Genomic DNA, 17,084 nt, shown 5'->3' on the forward strand with positions numbered 1-17,084 from the left:
ACGGAACTAAACCTCAACCTTATGAAGCTAAACCTTAGCTTTACGGAGTTACCCCTCAATTCTAAGAAACGGAACCGTGTATGTAATCGCCAAATAATTCCTACCTTTGCGGAAGGTAAAGGAGAGATATTATTAAAAAAAACAGTTATAGGAATTATGAAGATAGGAGATAAAGTACGCTTCCTCAGCGAAGTAGGCGGCGGTGTTGTAACGGGATTCCGGGGAAAGGATATTGTATTGGTGGAAGATGCCGACGGTTTTGACATCCCGATGCCGGTGCGCGAGTGTGTGGTGATTGAAACGGATGATTATAACATCCCTACGCCGGCAGCCAAAGCAGCCAAGAAGCGGGTAGAGGAACAGGTTGCGGCACGTACGGCTCCTGCCGCTTCGCAACCGTCCGCTTCCGCTTCGGGCATCGGACGGCAACCGGAGACGGAGCGCCCCGTCAAGCCCCGGGTGTCCGTCTACCGTCAGCCGGAGATAAAAGGCGGCGATGTGCTGAACGTCTACCTTGCATTTGTGCCGGAAGACATCAAAGCCGTGAGCACCACTCCGTTCGAGGCTTATCTGGTGAACGACAGCAACTACTATATGTACTATACGTATTCGAGCGTGGAAGGCAAGTCATGGACCGTCCGCTCGCACGGTCTGATAGAGCCGAACACCAAACTTCCGCTCGAGGAGTTTGAAAAATCGGAACTGAACGACAGGGAGCGCGTATCCGTCCAGCTGGTAGCTTTCAAGGACAACCGCTCTTTTGCCGTGAAGCCTGCCGTCAATGTGGAAATCCGCGTCGATGCGGTGAAGTTCTATAAACTGCATACTTTCCGGCAGACCGACTTCTTCGATACTCCGGCGCTTGTGTACGATGTCGTAAAGAACGACACTCCTGCCAAGCAAGTCTACGTCTCTGCCGAGGAGTTGCAGGATGCTTTGGCACAGAAGAAAACGGCGGATACTCCGCCTGCTCCCCGCACCATCGTCAAGCGGGGAGGCAAGAACGGAATCATCGAAGTGGACCTGCACATCGGCGAACTGCTGGACGATACGCGCGGCATGAGCAACAGCGAAATATTGGGCTATCAGTTGGACAAGTTCCGCGAAGTGATGGAGCAGTACAGGCATAAACGCGAGCAGCGTATCGTCTTTATCCACGGCAAGGGAGACGGCGTGCTCCGTAAGGCGCTGCTGGATGAAATGAAACGTAAATATCCGGCTTGCAAGGCACAGGACGCTTCTTTCCAGGAGTATGGCTTTGGAGCCACGATGGTTACGGTAAAATAGCGGCTTTTTTGTTCATTCTTCCACGAACATCAGGTCGCTCATGATGCCGTCCGATACGAAAATCCCTTTGCGGGTCAGGCAGAGGTGGTTGTCGCGTATTTCCAACTGCCCGTTGTGCAGGTGCGGACGTGCCATGTCCATGCAGTATTGCCACAGCTCCTTGCCGAATTTCCGTTCCACATCGTGCAGCGGCACTCCCCATTGCGTGCGGATGGAAGTCATGACGCATTCGTTGTAGCGGGTGGTCCGGTCCAGATACTCCTTTTCGAACCGGCGCCCGCCGCTTTCCACGGCAGCTATGTACTCCTCCAGCGAAGCTATGTTCCACTCGCGGGTATCCGTATTGAAAGAGTGTGCCGACGCGCCGCAGCCTAAGTAAGGGATGCCTTTCCAGTAGGACGTATTGTGTCGGGAGTACATGCCCGGACGGCAGAAATTGGATATCTCGTAGTGCTCGTATCCGGCGTTGCCGAGCGTGTCTGCCAGGGTGGAGAAGAAGCGTAGGCTGCTCTCTTCGTCCACCTCACGGATGCGGTGCGCTTGCAGCAGTTCGTAGATGCGGGTCCCCTCTTCGTACGTCAGGTGATAGGCGGAGATATGCTCCACGTCCAGGCTGACAGCCTGCTGCAGGTCGTGTTTCCATCGTTCGTCCGTTTCGCCGGGCAGGCCGTAGATAAGGTCGATGCTTATGTTGCCGAATCCGGCACGGCGGCAATGCTCTACGGCATCGGCTGCCTGCGCTGCATTATGGCGGCGGTTCAGTTGTTTCAGCATGGCATCGTCGAAAGTCTGTATCCCCATGCTGATGCGGTTGAAGGGCAACCGTTGCAGCATGGCGGTGTACGCTTCGGTCAGGTCGTCGGGATTGGCTTCGAGGGTAATCTCCCGGCAATGCTCCATTCCGTAATGTTGCCGGATGGCTTCGAACACTTCCCTGAAATCCTCTTCCGCCAGTTGCGAGGGTGTGCCGCCGCCAAAGTAAATCGTCTCGACCGCTTCTCCCCGCAGATATTCTTTCCGCATTTGCAGCTCCTTGCACAACGCACGGATGTAGCGGCTCTTCAGTTCGCTACGGGTGGTGGAGTAGAAGTCGCAATAGATGCAACGCGTCTTGCAAAAGGGGATATGGATGTAGATGCCTGCCATGCGCCTGTCGTTTTGGTTGAGGTGCAAATATACGATATTTTCTGCTATACAACATATATCCTCATTGGTTTTACTTCTACTAAAAGTGTTACTTTTACACCATAAGAACGTAACGTACGGCTTTTTCATTTACAGGAGTTAGAGGAGTTAAAGGGAGTCAGAAGGAGTTATCGCCCTTCGGGCTGAGGAGTTAAGCCGATAGTTCTGTTGATGTATAGTGACACTATTGGCTTCTGACTCCTTTCAACTCCCTTTAACTCCTCTAACTCCTGTAAATGAAAGAACCGCGGAACGCAACGAAGAATCATCATTAATTAATATTTAATATTGCCATGAAAAAAGAGTGGAAATTATTACTGCTGCTGTTGGCAGCCGCCTTGCCCCTGAAAGCGCAAGACGTGATTGTGCAAGGACCGGATGGAAATCTGCAAGTAGCGGTGACATGCACCGGGGCAGGGAAGGCGGTTTACTCGGTGTCTTATAAAGGCAGGCAGATGCTGGAAAACTCGCCGTTGGGGATGGAGACCAATGCGGGCGACTTTGTCCGGGGACTGAAGCTGACCGGCCATGAGGTAAACAAGATTGAAGACCGGTATTCGCTGGACCGCATCAAGACCTCGCAAGTGCATTATCGTGCCAACGAACTGAATTGCTTCTTCGACAATACCGAAGGCGGGAAGATGCAGGTAACCTTCCGGGTGAGCGATAACGATGTCGCTTTCCGCTACACCTTGCCCCGACAGGGCGATACGGGCAGTGTGCGCGTCATGAGCGAGCATACGGGCTTTGCCTTTCCTGCCAAGACCACCACGTTCCTCTGTCCGCAGAGCGATGCGATGATAGGCTGGAAGCGTACAAAGCCCAGCTACGAGGAGGAGTATAAGGCAGATGCGCCGATGGGCGAGCGTTCGCGCTACGGCCACGGCTATACCTTCCCCTGCTTGTTCAGGGTGGGTGAAGACGGTTGGGTATTGGTCAGCGAGACCGGTGTGGACAGCCGCTATTGCGCATCCCGTCTTGGCGATGCCCATAATGGCACGTATACCGTCCGTTTTCCCATGCCGGAAGAGAACAACGGCAACGGAACCGTAGAACCGGCTTTCGCCCTGCCCGGCAGCACGCCGTGGCGCACCATTACGGTGGGCGAAACCTTGAAGCCGGTTGTAGAGACCACCGTCCCGTGGGATGTGGTGGAACCGCGCTATGCCTCCACCTGCGACTACAAGCCGGGACGCGGCACATGGAGCTGGATTTTGTGGCAAGACGACAGTATCAACTACGACGACCAGGTGAAGTATGTGGACCTGGCGGCTGCCATGGGCTATGAGTATGTGCTGGTGGACAACTGGTGGGATAAGAACATCGGTCGCGACCGCATAAAGCAGCTCGTGGAGTATGCCCGCGGCAAAGGAGTGGAACTCTTCTTGTGGTACAGTTCCAGCGGCTATTGGAACGACATAGAACAGGGACCCGTCGGCAAGATGGACAACTCCATTGTCCGCAAGCAGGAGATGCGCTGGATGCAGAGCCTGGGAGTGAAAGGCATCAAGGTGGACTTTTTCGGCGGCGACAAGCAGGAGACCCTGCGCCTGTACGAGGATATTTTGAGCGATGCCGACGATTATGGGCTGATGGTGATATTTCACGGCTGCACCTTGCCCCGCGGATGGGAGCGGATGTATCCCAACTACGTAGGCAGCGAGGCAGTGCTGGCATCCGAAAATCTGATATTCGGGCAGCATGCTTGCGACAATGAAGCGTTCAACGCCACCTTGCATCCCTTTATCCGCAACGCGGTGGGTTGCATGGAGTTTGGCGGCGTATTCCTGAACAAGCGCCTGAACCGTGGCAACGACGGCGGCACCACCCGCCGCACGACGGATGTCTTTCAGTTGGCCACCGCCGTGCTTTTCCAGAACCCCATACAGAACTTCGCTTTGGCTCCCAACAACCTGACGGATGCTCCGGCGGTGTGCATCGACTTCATGAAGCAGGTGCCCGTCACGTGGGATGAGACCCGCTTCATCGACGGTTATCCCGGCCGCTATGTGGTCCTGGCGCGCCGTCATGGCGATGTGTGGTATGTGGCTGCCGCCAATGCCACGGCAGAACCCCTGACGCTCGAACTTCCGCTCCCGATGCTGCCTGCAGGTACAACCGTCTCTGTCTATCTTGACGACAAGAAGTTGCAGCCGCAGCGGAAAGAACAGAAAATAAAGTCCGGCGGAACCTTGAAACTTACTCTCCAGCCTATGGGTGGGGCGGTGATAGTGAAGTAGGAGAAGTGGGAGAGACGGAATTATATCGTATCTTTATCCCGAAAAACATAGAATGTGACAAACTAACCCAACTAAAAAAACAGTAGATATCATGAAAAGACAAATTGTTACCGGGCTGTTTGCGGCTTTGGCGGTTGTGGGCAATGCCCAGTCCTTTACCGAATGGCAGGACCCGGAAGTAAACGCAGTGAACCGTGCGCCGATGCACGCCAATTATTTTGCTTACGAGTCGGCAGACGCCGCCCGTGCGGGCATCAAAGAGCATTCTTCCCGCTTTATGAGCCTGAACGGCACGTGGAAGTTCTTTTGGGTGAAAGACGCCGATGCCCGTCCCGCCGATTTCTGGAAACAGGGATTTAACGATAAGGGCTGGAGCGACATGCCCGTTCCCGGCGTTTGGGAACTGAACGGCTTTGGCGACCCTATTTACGTGAACGTGGGCTATGCCTGGCGTAGCCAGTTCAAGAACAACCCGCCGCAAGTGCCCGTAGCGGACAACCATGTAGGCTCTTACCGCCGCGAGATTACAGTCCCTGCCGGCTGGAAGGGAAAGGACATCATCGCCCATTTCGGCTCGGTGACTTCCAATATGTACCTGTGGGTGAACGGCAAGTATGTAGGCTACAGCGAAGACAGCAAGCTGGAAGCCGAATTCGACCTTACCCCTTACCTGAAACCGGGGCAGAAGAACCTGATTGCTTTTCAGGTGTTCCGCTGGTGCGACGGTACGTATCTTGAAGACCAGGACTTCTTCCGCTATAGCGGGGTGGGGCGCGACTGCTACCTGTATGCCCGCGACAAGAAGCGTATCGAAGACATACGTGTCACTCCGGACCTGGATGCCGGCTACAAGAACGGCTCTTTGCGCGTAGAGGTCAGTCTGAAGGGGAACGGCAATACCGCATTGGAACTGTTGGATGCCGATGGCAAGCAAGTGGCGGCAGCCACGGTGCGCGGCAGCGGCACTGCCCTGATGAACCTTGACAATCCGCACAAATGGACGGCGGAGACCCCTTATCTTTACACACTGCGTGCCACCCTGCAAGGCAGTGGCGAGGTCATTCCGGTCAAGGTAGGTTTCCGTAAGATTGAGCTCCGCAACTCGCAACTGCTGGTAAACGGGCAACCCGTTTTGTTTAAAGGCGCCAACCGCCACGAGCTGGATCCCGATTACGGTTATGTGGTTTCGCGCGAGCGTATGATACAGGACATCCGGATTATGAAGCAGTTCAACCTGAATGCCGTGCGCACCTGCCACTATCCCGACAACAATCTTTGGTATGACCTGTGCGACCGCTACGGCATCTATGTAGTGGCGGAAGCGAATGTCGAGTCGCACGGAATGGGGTATGGAGAGTCCACCCTTGCCAAGCGTGCCGACTACAGGAAGGCACACCTGGAGCGCAACCGGCGCAATGTGCAGCGCGGTTTCAATCATCCCAGCATCATCTTCTGGTCGTTGGGCAATGAAGCCGGATACGGTCCCAACTTCGAAGAAGCCTATGACTGGGTGAAGGCCGAAGATCCCAGCCGTGCCGTGCAATACGAGCGTGCCGGCAGGAACGGAAAGACCGATATCTTCTGCCCGATGTACTACGACTATCACGGTTGCATGAAATATTGCGAGGATGCCTCTGCAGACAAGCCGCTCATCCAGTGCGAGTATGCGCATGCTATGGGCAATTCGGAAGGCGGCTTCAAGGAGTATTGGGACCTTATCCGCAAATATCCCAAGTATCAGGGCGGCTTTATCTGGGACTTCGTGGACCAGTCCGTGCGCTGGACGGGTAAGAACGGCAAGATGATTTATGCCTACGGCGGCGATTTCAACCGCTTCGATGCCAGCGATGTCAACTTCTGCGACAACGGGCTTATCAGTCCCGACCGCGTGCCCAATCCCCACATGTACGAAGTAGGGCGCATCTATCAGAACATTTGGACTGTTCCCGCCGATTTGCAGCGTGGCGAAATCAAGGTGTTCAACGAGAACTTCTTCCGCGACCTTTCCGCCTATTACCTGGAATGGGAAGTGCTGAAAGACGGCAAGGCGGTGCGTAGCGGACGCGTGGACCGGTTGGATGTGGCTCCGCAGCAGACAGCCGTCGTCCGTTTGGACCTGGGCGCTACCTGCCGTTGTGCCGAATGGTTGCTCAACGTCTCTTATAAGCTGAAGAACCGCGAAGGATTGCTTCCCGCCGGCCATATCGTGGCTAAGGAGCAGTTGACGCTGAATCCCTATCAGGCTCCTGCAATGGATTTGAAGAGTGACGAACCCGGCAATGCGGAAGTGGTGGTGCCTGCGGTGCGCGACAATGATTATAATTACCTTATCGTTTCCGGCGAGGCTTTCCGCATGGAGTTCAGCAAGCATACCGGTTATCTCACAAAATACGAAGTGAACGGGCTGGACATGATTAAGGACGGCAATGCGCTTACGCCCAACTTCTGGCGTGCACCTACGGACAATGACTTCGGCGCCAACCTGCAACGCAAATACATTGTCTGGAAAAATCCGGAAATGAAACTGGCGTCTTTCGACCGGCGTACCGAGAACGGGCAGGTGGTTGTGGAAGCCGCCTATACGCTGCCCAAGGCATCGGCGGCTTTGAAGCTGACGTATGTCATCAATCACCGTGGCGCTGTCAAGGTCACTCAGAAGTTGGTTGCCGATAAGGATGCCAAGGTGGCAAACCTCTTCCGCTTCGGCATGCAGATGCCTATGCCGCGCAGTTTTGAGACGGTTGAATATTACGGCCGCGGCCCGATAGAAAACTATATCGACCGCAACCATTGCACCGACCTGGGCATCTACCGCCAGAGCGTATCGGAGCAGTTCTATCCTTATATCCGTCCGCAGGAGAATGGTACAAAGACCGACATCCGCTGGTGGAAAGTGCTCAATGCAGCCGGCAACGGCATCGAGGTGGTTGCCGCCGCTCCTTTCTCCGCATCGGCGCTGCACTACACGATAGAGTCGCTGGACGAAGGCTGGGACAAGCGGCAAGGACACTCGCAGGAAGTGGAAGAGGCGGATCTTACCAACCTCTGCATCGATAAGGTTCAAGCCGGTCTGGGGTGTGTGAACAGTTGGGGACACATCGCCCGTCCCGAATACCAGGTGCCTTATGCCGATTATGAATTTACATTCATCCTGACGCCGGTATGCCACAGCGTCGGGATTGAATAAGGATACCGGGGCGGCAAACGCTCTCCCGTCGATGTGATTGCCGTATTGAACGGGTAAATGTGCCGGAACGCTGACAGAATGATACGGCTGTCAGGGTTTCGGCACATTTGTTTTCGGGCGGATGCCGATGGCGGGCCGTGCCCCTGGCTCCCTTGAATGAAAAAGCCGTGCCTTCCGCCTGCAATTATCAGCCCTAAAATAGCAGATTCTGTAAATTATTTGATAGCTTTGCATATAGCTTCTAAAAAACAGGAACAGAATGGAACAGATGCGTACATTGCCGATAGGCATACAGACTTTTGAGGATATCCGTGAGGGTGGTTTTCTTTATGTGGATAAGACGGCTATGGTCTATCAGATAGCCCATATCGGAAAACCTTACTTCTTAAGCCGTCCCCGCCGTTTCGGTAAGAGTCTGCTGATTTCTACTTTCGAAGCCTATTTCCGGGGCAGGAAAGAGTTGTTCAAAGGGCTTGCCATCGAAAAACTGGAGAGTGAGTGGAAGGAGTATCCGGTGTTGCATCTGGACTTGAATGCAGAAAAGTTTGATTCCGTTGCCAGCTTGGAGACTATGCTCGACCGTCACCTGAATTTATGGGAAGATACCTGGGGGAAAGACAGTCGCGAGAAAACAGCCTCCGACCGTTTTGCAGGAATTATCCGCCGTGCTTGTGAGCAGACCGGCAACCAGGTCGTAGTCCTGATAGACGAATACGACAAACCGTTGCTGCAAACCCTGCTCGACGATGCGCTCATGAATGAATACCGCCGCATGCTGAAAGCCTTTTACGGGGTACTGAAGAGCAGCGACCGCTACCTCCGCTTCGTATTCCTGACGGGCGTCACCAAGTTTGCGCAGGTCAGTGTGTTCAGCGACCTCAACCAGCTGAACGACATCAGCATGGATTATGCTTATAATGCCTTGTGCGGCATCACCCGTGAGGAGCTTGCCCGCGACTTCGTGCCGGAAATAAAGAATTTGGGCGGTTTCCTGGGACTTACGTTCGAAGAGACGGTCTGCCGCCTTGAGAAGCAGTACGACGGCTATCACTTCTGCGAGGACACCACGGTCGGCGTGTTCAACCCGTTCAGTGTGTTGAATGCGTTTCAGAAGATGAAACTTGGCAACTACTGGTTTCAGACGGGCACGCCTACCTATCTGGTCGATTTGCTGAAACAAAGCAACTACGACCTGCGTCTTTTGGTAAACGGCATCGAGACCACCAACTCCGCCTTCAGCGAATATCGTGCGGACACGAGAAATCCCCTTCCCATGATTTATCAGAGCGGTTATCTCACCATCAAGCACTATGACAAGGAGGTGGAACTCTACACGCTGATGTTTCCCAACGATGAAGTCCGTTACGGCTTCCTCAATTTCCTTGTGCCCTATTATACCGATGTCTCCGACGACGAGACGGGTTTCCATATCGCCAAGTTCACCCGCGAGCTTCGTGCGGGCGATGTCGACTCCTTCATGGAGCGTCTGAAAGTGTTCTTTGCAGGCATCCCTTATGAGCTGAGCGATGACACCGAACGTCACTACCAGGCGATTTTCTATGTGGTCTTTGCCCTTATGGGACAGTTCGTCGAGACGGAAATCCGTAGTGCCCGCGGCCGTGCCGATGCGGTGGTAAAGACGGCGGAGCATATCTTTGTCTTCGAGTTCAAACTGAACGGAAGTGCGGAGGATGCCTTGAAGCAGATTGATGAAAAGGGATATCTCGTCCCTTATCGGTTGGACGGAAGAAGCGTGGTGAAGATAGGGGTGAACTTCAGCAAGGAGACGCGCAACATAGAGCGCTATGTGGTTGGCGGATAAATTTCTTTTCGAAAAGAAAGCCATTGTAAGACTAAAATCAGTCGTTACAAAATCATTATAATGCAGTCAACAGAAGGAAAGTAACATCTGTAATAATATTGTTAGTAATAACATTATTAGTAATAAGGTTATTTCATACCTTTATACTTGAATAACATTTTATGGATAAATCTATCGGCATATTAGATAAGGATTACACTTTATGGGTCAAGGAACTTGTAAAGCGTTATCGTAGTAGTCAAATCAAGGCAGCAATAAAGGTGAATAGAGAATTGCTACGCTATTATTGGGAACTTGGCAAAGACATTGAGGAGAAGCAGGCGGATAATAAGTATGGTAGTAAGTTCTACGCTACACTAAGCCGCGACTTACGCCATGAAATGCCGAATGTGGAAGGACTATCCGAGACCTCTATTCGTTATGCAAAACGTTTTTATGCTCTTTATAACCAGCAAATTGTAAATCTTCCACAACTTGTGGAAGAATCAGAAAAGGTAAATCTTCCACAACTTGTGGAAAGGTTGTATTCTGATTTGTTCTCTATTCCTTGGGGGCATCATCGCTATATCATAGATAAATGCTCAAATGATTCGGATAAGGCCCTTTTCTATGTCCGCCAAACATTGGAAAATGGCTGGAGCAGGGATATATTGCTTAATGTGTTGGGAACAAATCTGTATGAACGCAGCGGCAAAGCTCTAACAAATTTCAAGAGTACACTCCCTGATGTGGATAGCGATTTGGCGCAGGAACTGACACGTGACCCTTATGATTTCTCTTTCACAGGTTTACATGGCAAGTATAATGAGCGTATACTGAAAGATACGTTGCTTACCAATATCACCAACTTCCTATTGGAACTTGGCACAGGGTTTGCCTATGTAGGCAAAGAGTATCGTCTGCAAATAGCTGAAAAGGAAAGGTTTATTGACCTGCTATTCTATAATCTCAAACTATCTTGCTATGTTGTGGTAGAGGTGAAAATCGGTGAGTTCGATTTTGCCGATGTTGGTCAGTTGGGCGGTTATGTTGTAGCTTGTAATCATCTTCTTCTTAAGGAGGGGCGTGATAATCCTACAATTGGATTGCTTATTTGTAAGCAGAAAAGCAACACATTGGCTCAATATGCTCTTGAATCAAGTAGCCAACCTCTCGGAATTTCCGAATATGAACTTGAAAAACTCTATCCGGAAAAGGTTGAAGGAACAATGCCGTCAATCAAAGAGATAGAAGCTAAATTAGATGGTCAAACAAACGACTAAATCTAATATCCAGCAGATATAAATAAGAGCCGCTTATCCGCTAAATCCGCGTTTAAAAGTTGAAAACAAGTTTTCAATGACGCACTCTGTAGGGGCGTGAGAAATTTCTCACGCCTATTATATGGCAATTTATTCATATTCTTGTTGTTTTTCATTTACCTTTGTCTCATTCGTTAACATAAAGAATACTATTATGAAAAGAAAATCTTATTTTATACTTTTGATTTTGACCATATTGGTATCCTTATAATTAATTGGAAAAACAACAATATACTATGGCTAAAAGACTCACAAAAAGAACGATGTCTTTATTCGAGAGCATAAAGCACATTGATGAATCCGGCAATGAATACTGGACTTCACGCACTATGTGGAAAATATTAGAATATACAGAGTACAGGCACTTCCTCCCTGTAATTGAAAAAGCAAAAATAGCGTGTCTAAATAGTAGACAAAGGGTAGAAGACCATTTCGAGGACATCCTCGAAATGGTTGGGATTGGTTCCGGTGCAGAACGTGCTGTGGATTCTGTTAAGCTTTCCAGATACGCTTGTTATCTGATAGTTCAAAACGCTGACCCCAATAAAACTATCGTAGCACAAGGACAAACCTATTTTGCTATTCAGACACGTATTGCCGAAGTTCGGCAGATGTCAGAGTATCAAGAACTATCTGACGAAGAAGAGAAACGTCTGTTTCTTCGTACAGAGATGCTGAAACACAATTCACTTTTGGCAAGTGCCGCGAAAGACGCGGGTGTTATAGATTCTAAAGACTATGCCGTATTCTAAAATTGGGGTTATCAGGGTTTATATGGTGGAATGAAAGCAAAAGACATCCGTCGATGTCTGTGATAAGACCGTTGGTAGCAGGGTTTATATGGTGGAATGAAAGCAAAAGACATCCATCAGCGTAAGGGGTTAAAGAAAAGCCAAAAGATATTAGACCACATGGGGAGTACGGAACTTGCAGCGAATCTTTTCCGTGCAACCCAAACAGAAGAAAAACTACGCAGGGAGAATATCAAGGGCAAGCAACGCGCAAATCAGACCCACTATGAAGTCGGTGCAAAAGTACGTCAAACCATCAAAGAACTCGGTGGTACCATGCCGGAGGATCTGCCCACAGTAGAAAGCATCAAAGTCGTGGAGAAGAAACAAAAACTATTGGATTCTAAGGCGAGCGATATAAAGGAATAATGATTATTCGCAAAGACAGCAGGGCTTCCCACCCTGCTATCCAAATAAATCGCATCTTTGTGACATATAGTTAAACAAGTTTGCCTATCTTGATATTGAGAAGTACTTTAATCGTTAGACAGACACGTGGATTTTTCATTTACTGGGCCTCAATCGATTCCATGCCGGTATAAGATGGAGAAAGTTTGGAAATGGTAGGATTTGTCCTGATTTTATACCATTCAACCGTCCTTTTGTAACTGCTTGATAATGAGCGTGTGCAAAATCCCCTTGATTCAGTCGTATACTGAATGTATTTCAGTCGTATACTGAGTGCGTCTTGGTCGTATACTGAGATACATTCAATATACGACCCAGACATGGCGGGTGCCGTTTTGTGAAGAATAATTGTCGTTTCTGAGCTTGCCATGCGGATTATTGATATGGATTTGATAATTTTTGATATAAATACGAAAGTCCGTTTCTGCAATATTCCGTTACCTTTGCCGGAAAAGAGGAGTTATTATTCATATTCTTATTGTTTTTCATTTACCTTTGTTTCATTCGTTAACATAAAGAATAATATTATGAAAAGAAAATTTATATTCAAATTTGCTGGACGGAATGCTTGAAATGCGGGAAGCTGCCGTAGGATCTGCCAAGAATGCGAATCCTATATTGATATTTGTTCCGATAAATCAGAAATGATGATAGTGTGAAATTGTTTGTACTTACTTGATACATTATGAAATACACCATAATTATAATATTTTTGTTTGTTGCTTGTGTCCCGACAAAGGAAACAACCGAGGTGAAAGAGTGGCTGCCTTCCGATTCATTGGCAGTGGAAATTGGTAGTCCCACGCTGATAAAAAAGGCGGGGGAAGTGTTGTTTGTAAACTATTCGTTTTCTGACGATTGCTGTATAGATGCTATTGATATAGCCAACGATTCTATCTTATATTCTTTTGCGGCCAAAGGACAAGGTGCGAATGAATTTCTTCAGATTGCGAGTATGGATGTTTATCGTTTGGATAATAAATGGTTCTTGTCGCTATTTGACAATATGAAGCGCGAATATGTAGTTTATTCCGTTGATAGTTTGAACTATTACAAAGGAAAATGCCTGCCTGTAAGGAAATTAAAATTACCAAAGGCTTCTCGTTACCTGGAAATTTATAAACTGAAGGATTTTTATATTGCTACGGGAAGAACGGCGCGTAAATATTCTATTTTAGATATAGACAACTTGCATTATATGAATACTTGTACCGATTATTTGGTCGGGAATAAAGTTGATAAAGATTCGATGACTATATCCAAGGCGAATTATGGGAGGCAGTATCCTTCAGAGGCGGGAGATAAGATATTGAACGTGGTTTATATGTCCGGAACTTTGACACAATATAAGGCTGCGGCAGATTCCCTGCAAAAAACTTGGGAATATACTTCTTCTGACTTTGAGTATAGTAAAAAAGACAATTCAGTATATCAACAGAGCCCTATGGGCTATATGGCCGCCGGTTTTATGGAAAATACGGTTTGGGGATTGTATTCCGGTGAGAAGAAGACTTCAGAAGCCAACTATGGCAGGGAGTTTCATCTATTCGATGAAGAAGGTCGGTTGCTGGAAAAATATCGCATTTTTTCTAATTTATATAATTTCTGCATTGATTCGGCAAACCACTTGATATACGGCATTGCATATAATCCGGATCCCCAAATCTTGGTTTATGACATGGATATGATTAGATAGTCGTTGGGTTTCGAATAGCTTCCTGTTGTATTTGCAGGATATGTGTCTGTCTTGATTTTACAATAAATACGGTTAATTGATATAATGGCTTATGAAAACAAGGTTGTATTTTTTGTCGGTTATATTTTGCATTTCATGTACCACTCCCAAGGGAGAAAATGAGAAATGGCAGAAGGAAAGGGAAAATATCGTTAATGTGAAAGACGATGTGAGGGAGATAGATACGGACGATATTCCGATAGGTAATGTGGCGCAACCATATATATGCGGGAAGTATTTGGTTGTTGAGGATTATAGTTCTGCAGAGAAAGCTGTTCATGTGTTTGACAAACATTCGTTTAAGTATTTGGCAAGCTTGGGCGATATAGGACAGGGACCTGCTGAAATAACCGTTGCCGGGTCGATAGGTTGGAATGAGAAAGAGCATGATTTGTATGTGACCGACAACGGACAACGTAAGATACTCAGGTATAACCTGGACAGCCTTTTAAATGACTCTCTATATGCTCCGTCTGTGAAACTGAAGTTTGGCAACTCGGCTTTCCCTGACGACTATTACTACGTCAATGACACACTGGTATACGGTTCGTTCATGAAAACGACCGCTTCTTCTTTTAATCAGAGTTGCGGAAAATGGAACATGATGACGGGAGAGCATAAATTGATAGATTATGTCCATCCTGCCGATGAAAAGAAACGGGTGGCCTTTGCCGTTTCACCTCAATATAACGTTTTGGTGGAGTGTAACCGGCGATATGATTTGATGAGCTTGTACAATCTGGAAGGAGAATTGCAATGCAATGTGTATGGCCCCAATTGGGATAAGAGCGGAGATAGAAAGGCGCATTTTAAAGATGCCGTAATCTGTGACGGTAAGATATTTGTTTCGTACATAGGAGAAGATTGGAGACGTAACAACGGGGCAAGGGTGCTCCATGTGTTTGATATTGCGGGAGATTATCTGAAGACGTTGCATGTCGGTTGCAAAATTAACCGTATCTGTTCGGATGAGGAAAATAAGCGGATTATCATGAATCTGGATAGTGAATATCAGTTTGCCTATCTTGATATTGGGAAGTACTTTAATCGTTAGACACGCGGATTTTTCATTTACAAGAACTCAACTTGGGCTTGCCATGCGGGTTATTGATATGGATTTGATAACTTTTGATATAAATACGAAAGGTCGTTTTTGCAATATTCCGTTATCTTTACCGGAAAAATAGAGGTTATAATGATAATGAAAGGTAAAATAGTTATTGTATTGGGCGTGTTGGCAGTTGCTACAACTGCCGTTCTTGTTTATGGCTGGCGGAAAAATCGTGTGGAATACTGGAACGAGGTGGCTTGCGAAGCTTTTAAAGAGGCATTGAATGAAGACTTGAAAAGCCGGAGCGGTTTGTCGGTTCCATTCAGTGGAGGAAATGGTTTGTTGTCTGTGGTGGACACAATACCTCGGAGTGTATTTGTTACAAGTAAATATGGCAAGAGGGAATATAAGATTGAGCCTTATAAACATCGCAATAATATAGCCTCGGATTCTCAGAGACGTATGTTGCATAGTGTTATACTGGAGAAACGCCCTTTGAATTCTGACACACTGAATGCCAAGTGGAAACGCCGTTTGGACGAACAAAAGGTTTCCGCTTCTACGTTGGTTCGTGTTTCCGTTACCGATTTGGACTATCATACTGCGGTGGAATATTCCCAACCTTATAATCAGGAATATTTACGGGATAGTTTGTTTGCTTGCTATGCCGGTTATAGGTGCGAGGTGGAGATTGCGGGTTTTGCCCGGTACACTTGGATTGGCAACTTGAGTATGATGGATTATCTGAAATTTTTTGTTCCCTTATTGCTTGTATTGCTTTTGTGTATTTTTGACCATTTTTTTCATGATAAAGTCAAAAAATATTTCATTAAAGAGGCTCCCGTGATAATAGAAAAAAAAGTTCCTGTCATTGTTATGGAAGAACACACACCTTGTATTTACAGATTGGAGGATGGGACGTTATTCGATTTCGATTATTCTTTATTGAAGAACGGTGAACAACATACGGAAACCTTGTATCCACAATCTAAAATATTACTGAAAGCATTTGTCGAAGCAAAGGATTATAGGCTTACTTCGGATGATATTACGGTTCTTCTATGGCCTAAAGGTGATGGAACGGCAAGTAAAGTTTATCAGTCTACTACCCGATTGAGAATTTCTTTGCAGCGTGTGTCAAATATGACTTTGGTCAACGAAGGTAGTGTCTATCGATTAAAAATCGCCCATTTCATCGAAGAAAATTAAGATTACCCCTATGTGGAGAGAAAGTCTGACAATGTCTGACAATATCTGACAAAGTCTGACAAAAGAAGAAAAATACCTTATTGTCAGACATTGTCAGACATAAAATGCTTGGCTTTATAAATTATTCGATAGCTTTGCGTCCATAGAATTAACACATAATAATCACTTTAAAACAAATGGTACTATGAAAACAAAATTAATTATTGCCTGCTTTTTATTAATCGCTACAGCATTTATTTACATTTATTCTGATACGGAAGGAACCGGATTAAGCACTTTGGCGTTGGAGAACATTGAAGCTTTGGCGGATGATGAATACGATGCTACGTATAGGTGTTTAGGATACGGTTCGGTCGATTGTCCTTTTAATGAAACCAAGGTAGAATATGTGATGGGGGGCTACAGTCTTGAAAGACCTTGGTAATTATCTGTATTTTTAATCTGTCGGGTGCTCCCCCTTGATGAAGTGTGCCTCGTTATATCTACATCGTTTTGGTAGACGAGGAGCGGGGGGGATTATACCCCTACGGATGTGAACAGCCATGAACCTATCGTGGAGTATCGAATGAAATAAAAAAGCATAAACATAAATAGGGAATGGAGAGGAGCGGACGGCTTACGTTTTGTTGGTCCTTAACGAACCGTCCGTTCCATAGCCCACCCCGGAAAGGAGGTTGCGGCAAAGTTACGAATTTGATTTGAATAAGCAATGCGATTGCTTTTCCGTTGAGAGGATAGATACGGAAACAGATAAACAAATTATTAAAATTGAAAATGAAATTTATTATGAAAAAGAATTTTATGAAAGTGGCTTTTGTCGCAGCATTTGCAGCGATTGCCGGTTACGGGATTTATGCTAATCAAAAAG

General features: G+C 47.5%; 12 protein-coding genes. 11 read left to right on the forward strand and 1 reads right to left on the reverse strand.

Features of this window, described 5'->3' with window-relative positions; translation table 11 throughout:
- The first annotated feature begins 156 nt into the window (after nt 1-156).
- Nucleotides 157-1,287 carry a DUF2027 domain-containing protein gene (locus QZ327_RS05795; RefSeq protein ID WP_294617892.1) on the forward strand — a complete coding sequence of 377 codons (1,131 nt, stop codon included), beginning with the start codon at nt 157-159 and terminating at the stop codon, nt 1,285-1,287.
- 12 nt (nt 1,288-1,299) lie between these two features.
- Here the strand turns inward: QZ327_RS05795 and hemW are convergent, their stop codons facing one another.
- Nucleotides 1,300-2,433 (reverse strand): radical SAM family heme chaperone HemW, encoded by a 1,134-nt coding sequence (gene hemW / locus QZ327_RS05800; protein WP_294617916.1) that lies wholly within the window; start codon nt 2,431-2,433, stop codon nt 1,300-1,302.
- Nucleotides 2,434-2,765: 332 nt separating this feature from the next.
- Between hemW and QZ327_RS05805 the strand changes: the two genes are divergently transcribed.
- The 10 genes from QZ327_RS05805 to QZ327_RS05850 all read left to right on the forward strand — a co-directional run bounded on the left by QZ327_RS05805 (nt 2,766) and on the right by QZ327_RS05850 (nt 16,640).
- Nucleotides 2,766-4,712, forward strand: coding sequence for a glycoside hydrolase family 97 protein (locus QZ327_RS05805; RefSeq protein WP_294617894.1), 1,947 nt, complete (start codon nt 2,766-2,768; stop codon nt 4,710-4,712).
- Nucleotides 4,713-4,803: 91 nt separating this feature from the next.
- The gene (locus QZ327_RS05810) at nt 4,804-7,899 is read left to right on the forward strand and encodes a glycoside hydrolase family 2 TIM barrel-domain containing protein (protein ID WP_294617896.1); all 3,096 of its coding nucleotides are present in this window, start codon (nt 4,804-4,806) and stop codon (nt 7,897-7,899) included.
- A 259-nt stretch (nt 7,900-8,158) separates the two neighbouring features.
- Entirely contained in the window at nt 8,159-9,721 is a 1,563-nt protein-coding gene (locus QZ327_RS05815) for an ATP-binding protein (protein WP_294617898.1), read from the forward strand.
- Nucleotides 9,722-9,882: 161 nt separating this feature from the next.
- Nucleotides 9,883-10,983 carry a PDDEXK nuclease domain-containing protein gene (locus QZ327_RS05820; protein ID WP_294617900.1) on the forward strand — a complete coding sequence of 367 codons (1,101 nt, stop codon included), beginning with the start codon at nt 9,883-9,885 and terminating at the stop codon, nt 10,981-10,983.
- A gap of 275 nt (nt 10,984-11,258) precedes the next feature.
- Complete coding sequence (locus QZ327_RS05825; protein ID WP_294617901.1) at nt 11,259-11,774, forward strand: BRO family protein; 516 nt, start codon at nt 11,259-11,261, stop codon at nt 11,772-11,774.
- Nucleotides 11,775-11,870: 96 nt separating this feature from the next.
- Nucleotides 11,871-12,182 (forward strand): hypothetical protein, encoded by a 312-nt coding sequence (locus tag QZ327_RS05830; protein WP_294617903.1) that lies wholly within the window; start codon nt 11,871-11,873, stop codon nt 12,180-12,182.
- A gap of 724 nt (nt 12,183-12,906) precedes the next feature.
- Nucleotides 12,907-13,917: a BF3164 family lipoprotein gene (locus QZ327_RS05835; protein WP_294617904.1), complete on the forward strand. Its 1,011-nt coding sequence runs from the start codon at nt 12,907-12,909 to the stop codon at nt 13,915-13,917.
- 91 nt (nt 13,918-14,008) lie between these two features.
- Entirely contained in the window at nt 14,009-15,010 is a 1,002-nt protein-coding gene (locus QZ327_RS05840; protein ID WP_294617906.1) for a 6-bladed beta-propeller, read from the forward strand.
- A gap of 141 nt (nt 15,011-15,151) precedes the next feature.
- Nucleotides 15,152-16,216, forward strand: a complete 1,065-nt coding sequence (locus QZ327_RS05845) for a hypothetical protein (protein WP_294617908.1) — start codon at nt 15,152-15,154, stop codon at nt 16,214-16,216.
- Nucleotides 16,217-16,400: 184 nt separating this feature from the next.
- Nucleotides 16,401-16,640, forward strand: coding sequence for an NVEALA domain-containing protein (locus tag QZ327_RS05850; RefSeq protein WP_294617909.1), 240 nt, complete (start codon nt 16,401-16,403; stop codon nt 16,638-16,640).
- Nucleotides 16,641-17,084 lie beyond the last annotated feature (444 nt).

It is taken from the genome of uncultured Bacteroides sp., from assembly GCF_910578895.1.
Taxonomy (GTDB): Bacteria; Bacteroidota; Bacteroidia; order Bacteroidales; family Bacteroidaceae; genus Bacteroides.

Coding starts and splice junctions, on each gene's coding strand:
- QZ327_RS05795 (WP_294617892.1), top strand. CDS start 157: ATGAAGATAGGAGATAAAGTACGCTTCCTCAGCGAAGTAGGCGGCGGT.
- hemW (WP_294617916.1), bottom strand. CDS start 2,433: ATGGCAGGCATCTACATCCATATCCCCTTTTGCAAGACGCGTTGCATC.
- QZ327_RS05805 (WP_294617894.1), top strand. CDS start 2,766: ATGAAAAAAGAGTGGAAATTATTACTGCTGCTGTTGGCAGCCGCCTTG.
- QZ327_RS05810 (WP_294617896.1), top strand. CDS start 4,804: ATGAAAAGACAAATTGTTACCGGGCTGTTTGCGGCTTTGGCGGTTGTG.
- QZ327_RS05815 (WP_294617898.1), top strand. CDS start 8,159: ATGGAACAGATGCGTACATTGCCGATAGGCATACAGACTTTTGAGGAT.
- QZ327_RS05820 (WP_294617900.1), top strand. CDS start 9,883: ATGGATAAATCTATCGGCATATTAGATAAGGATTACACTTTATGGGTC.
- QZ327_RS05825 (WP_294617901.1), top strand. CDS start 11,259: ATGGCTAAAAGACTCACAAAAAGAACGATGTCTTTATTCGAGAGCATA.
- QZ327_RS05830 (WP_294617903.1), top strand. CDS start 11,871: ATGAAAGCAAAAGACATCCATCAGCGTAAGGGGTTAAAGAAAAGCCAA.
- QZ327_RS05835 (WP_294617904.1), top strand. CDS start 12,907: ATGAAATACACCATAATTATAATATTTTTGTTTGTTGCTTGTGTCCCG.
- QZ327_RS05840 (WP_294617906.1), top strand. CDS start 14,009: ATGAAAACAAGGTTGTATTTTTTGTCGGTTATATTTTGCATTTCATGT.
- QZ327_RS05845 (WP_294617908.1), top strand. CDS start 15,152: ATGATAATGAAAGGTAAAATAGTTATTGTATTGGGCGTGTTGGCAGTT.
- QZ327_RS05850 (WP_294617909.1), top strand. CDS start 16,401: ATGAAAACAAAATTAATTATTGCCTGCTTTTTATTAATCGCTACAGCA.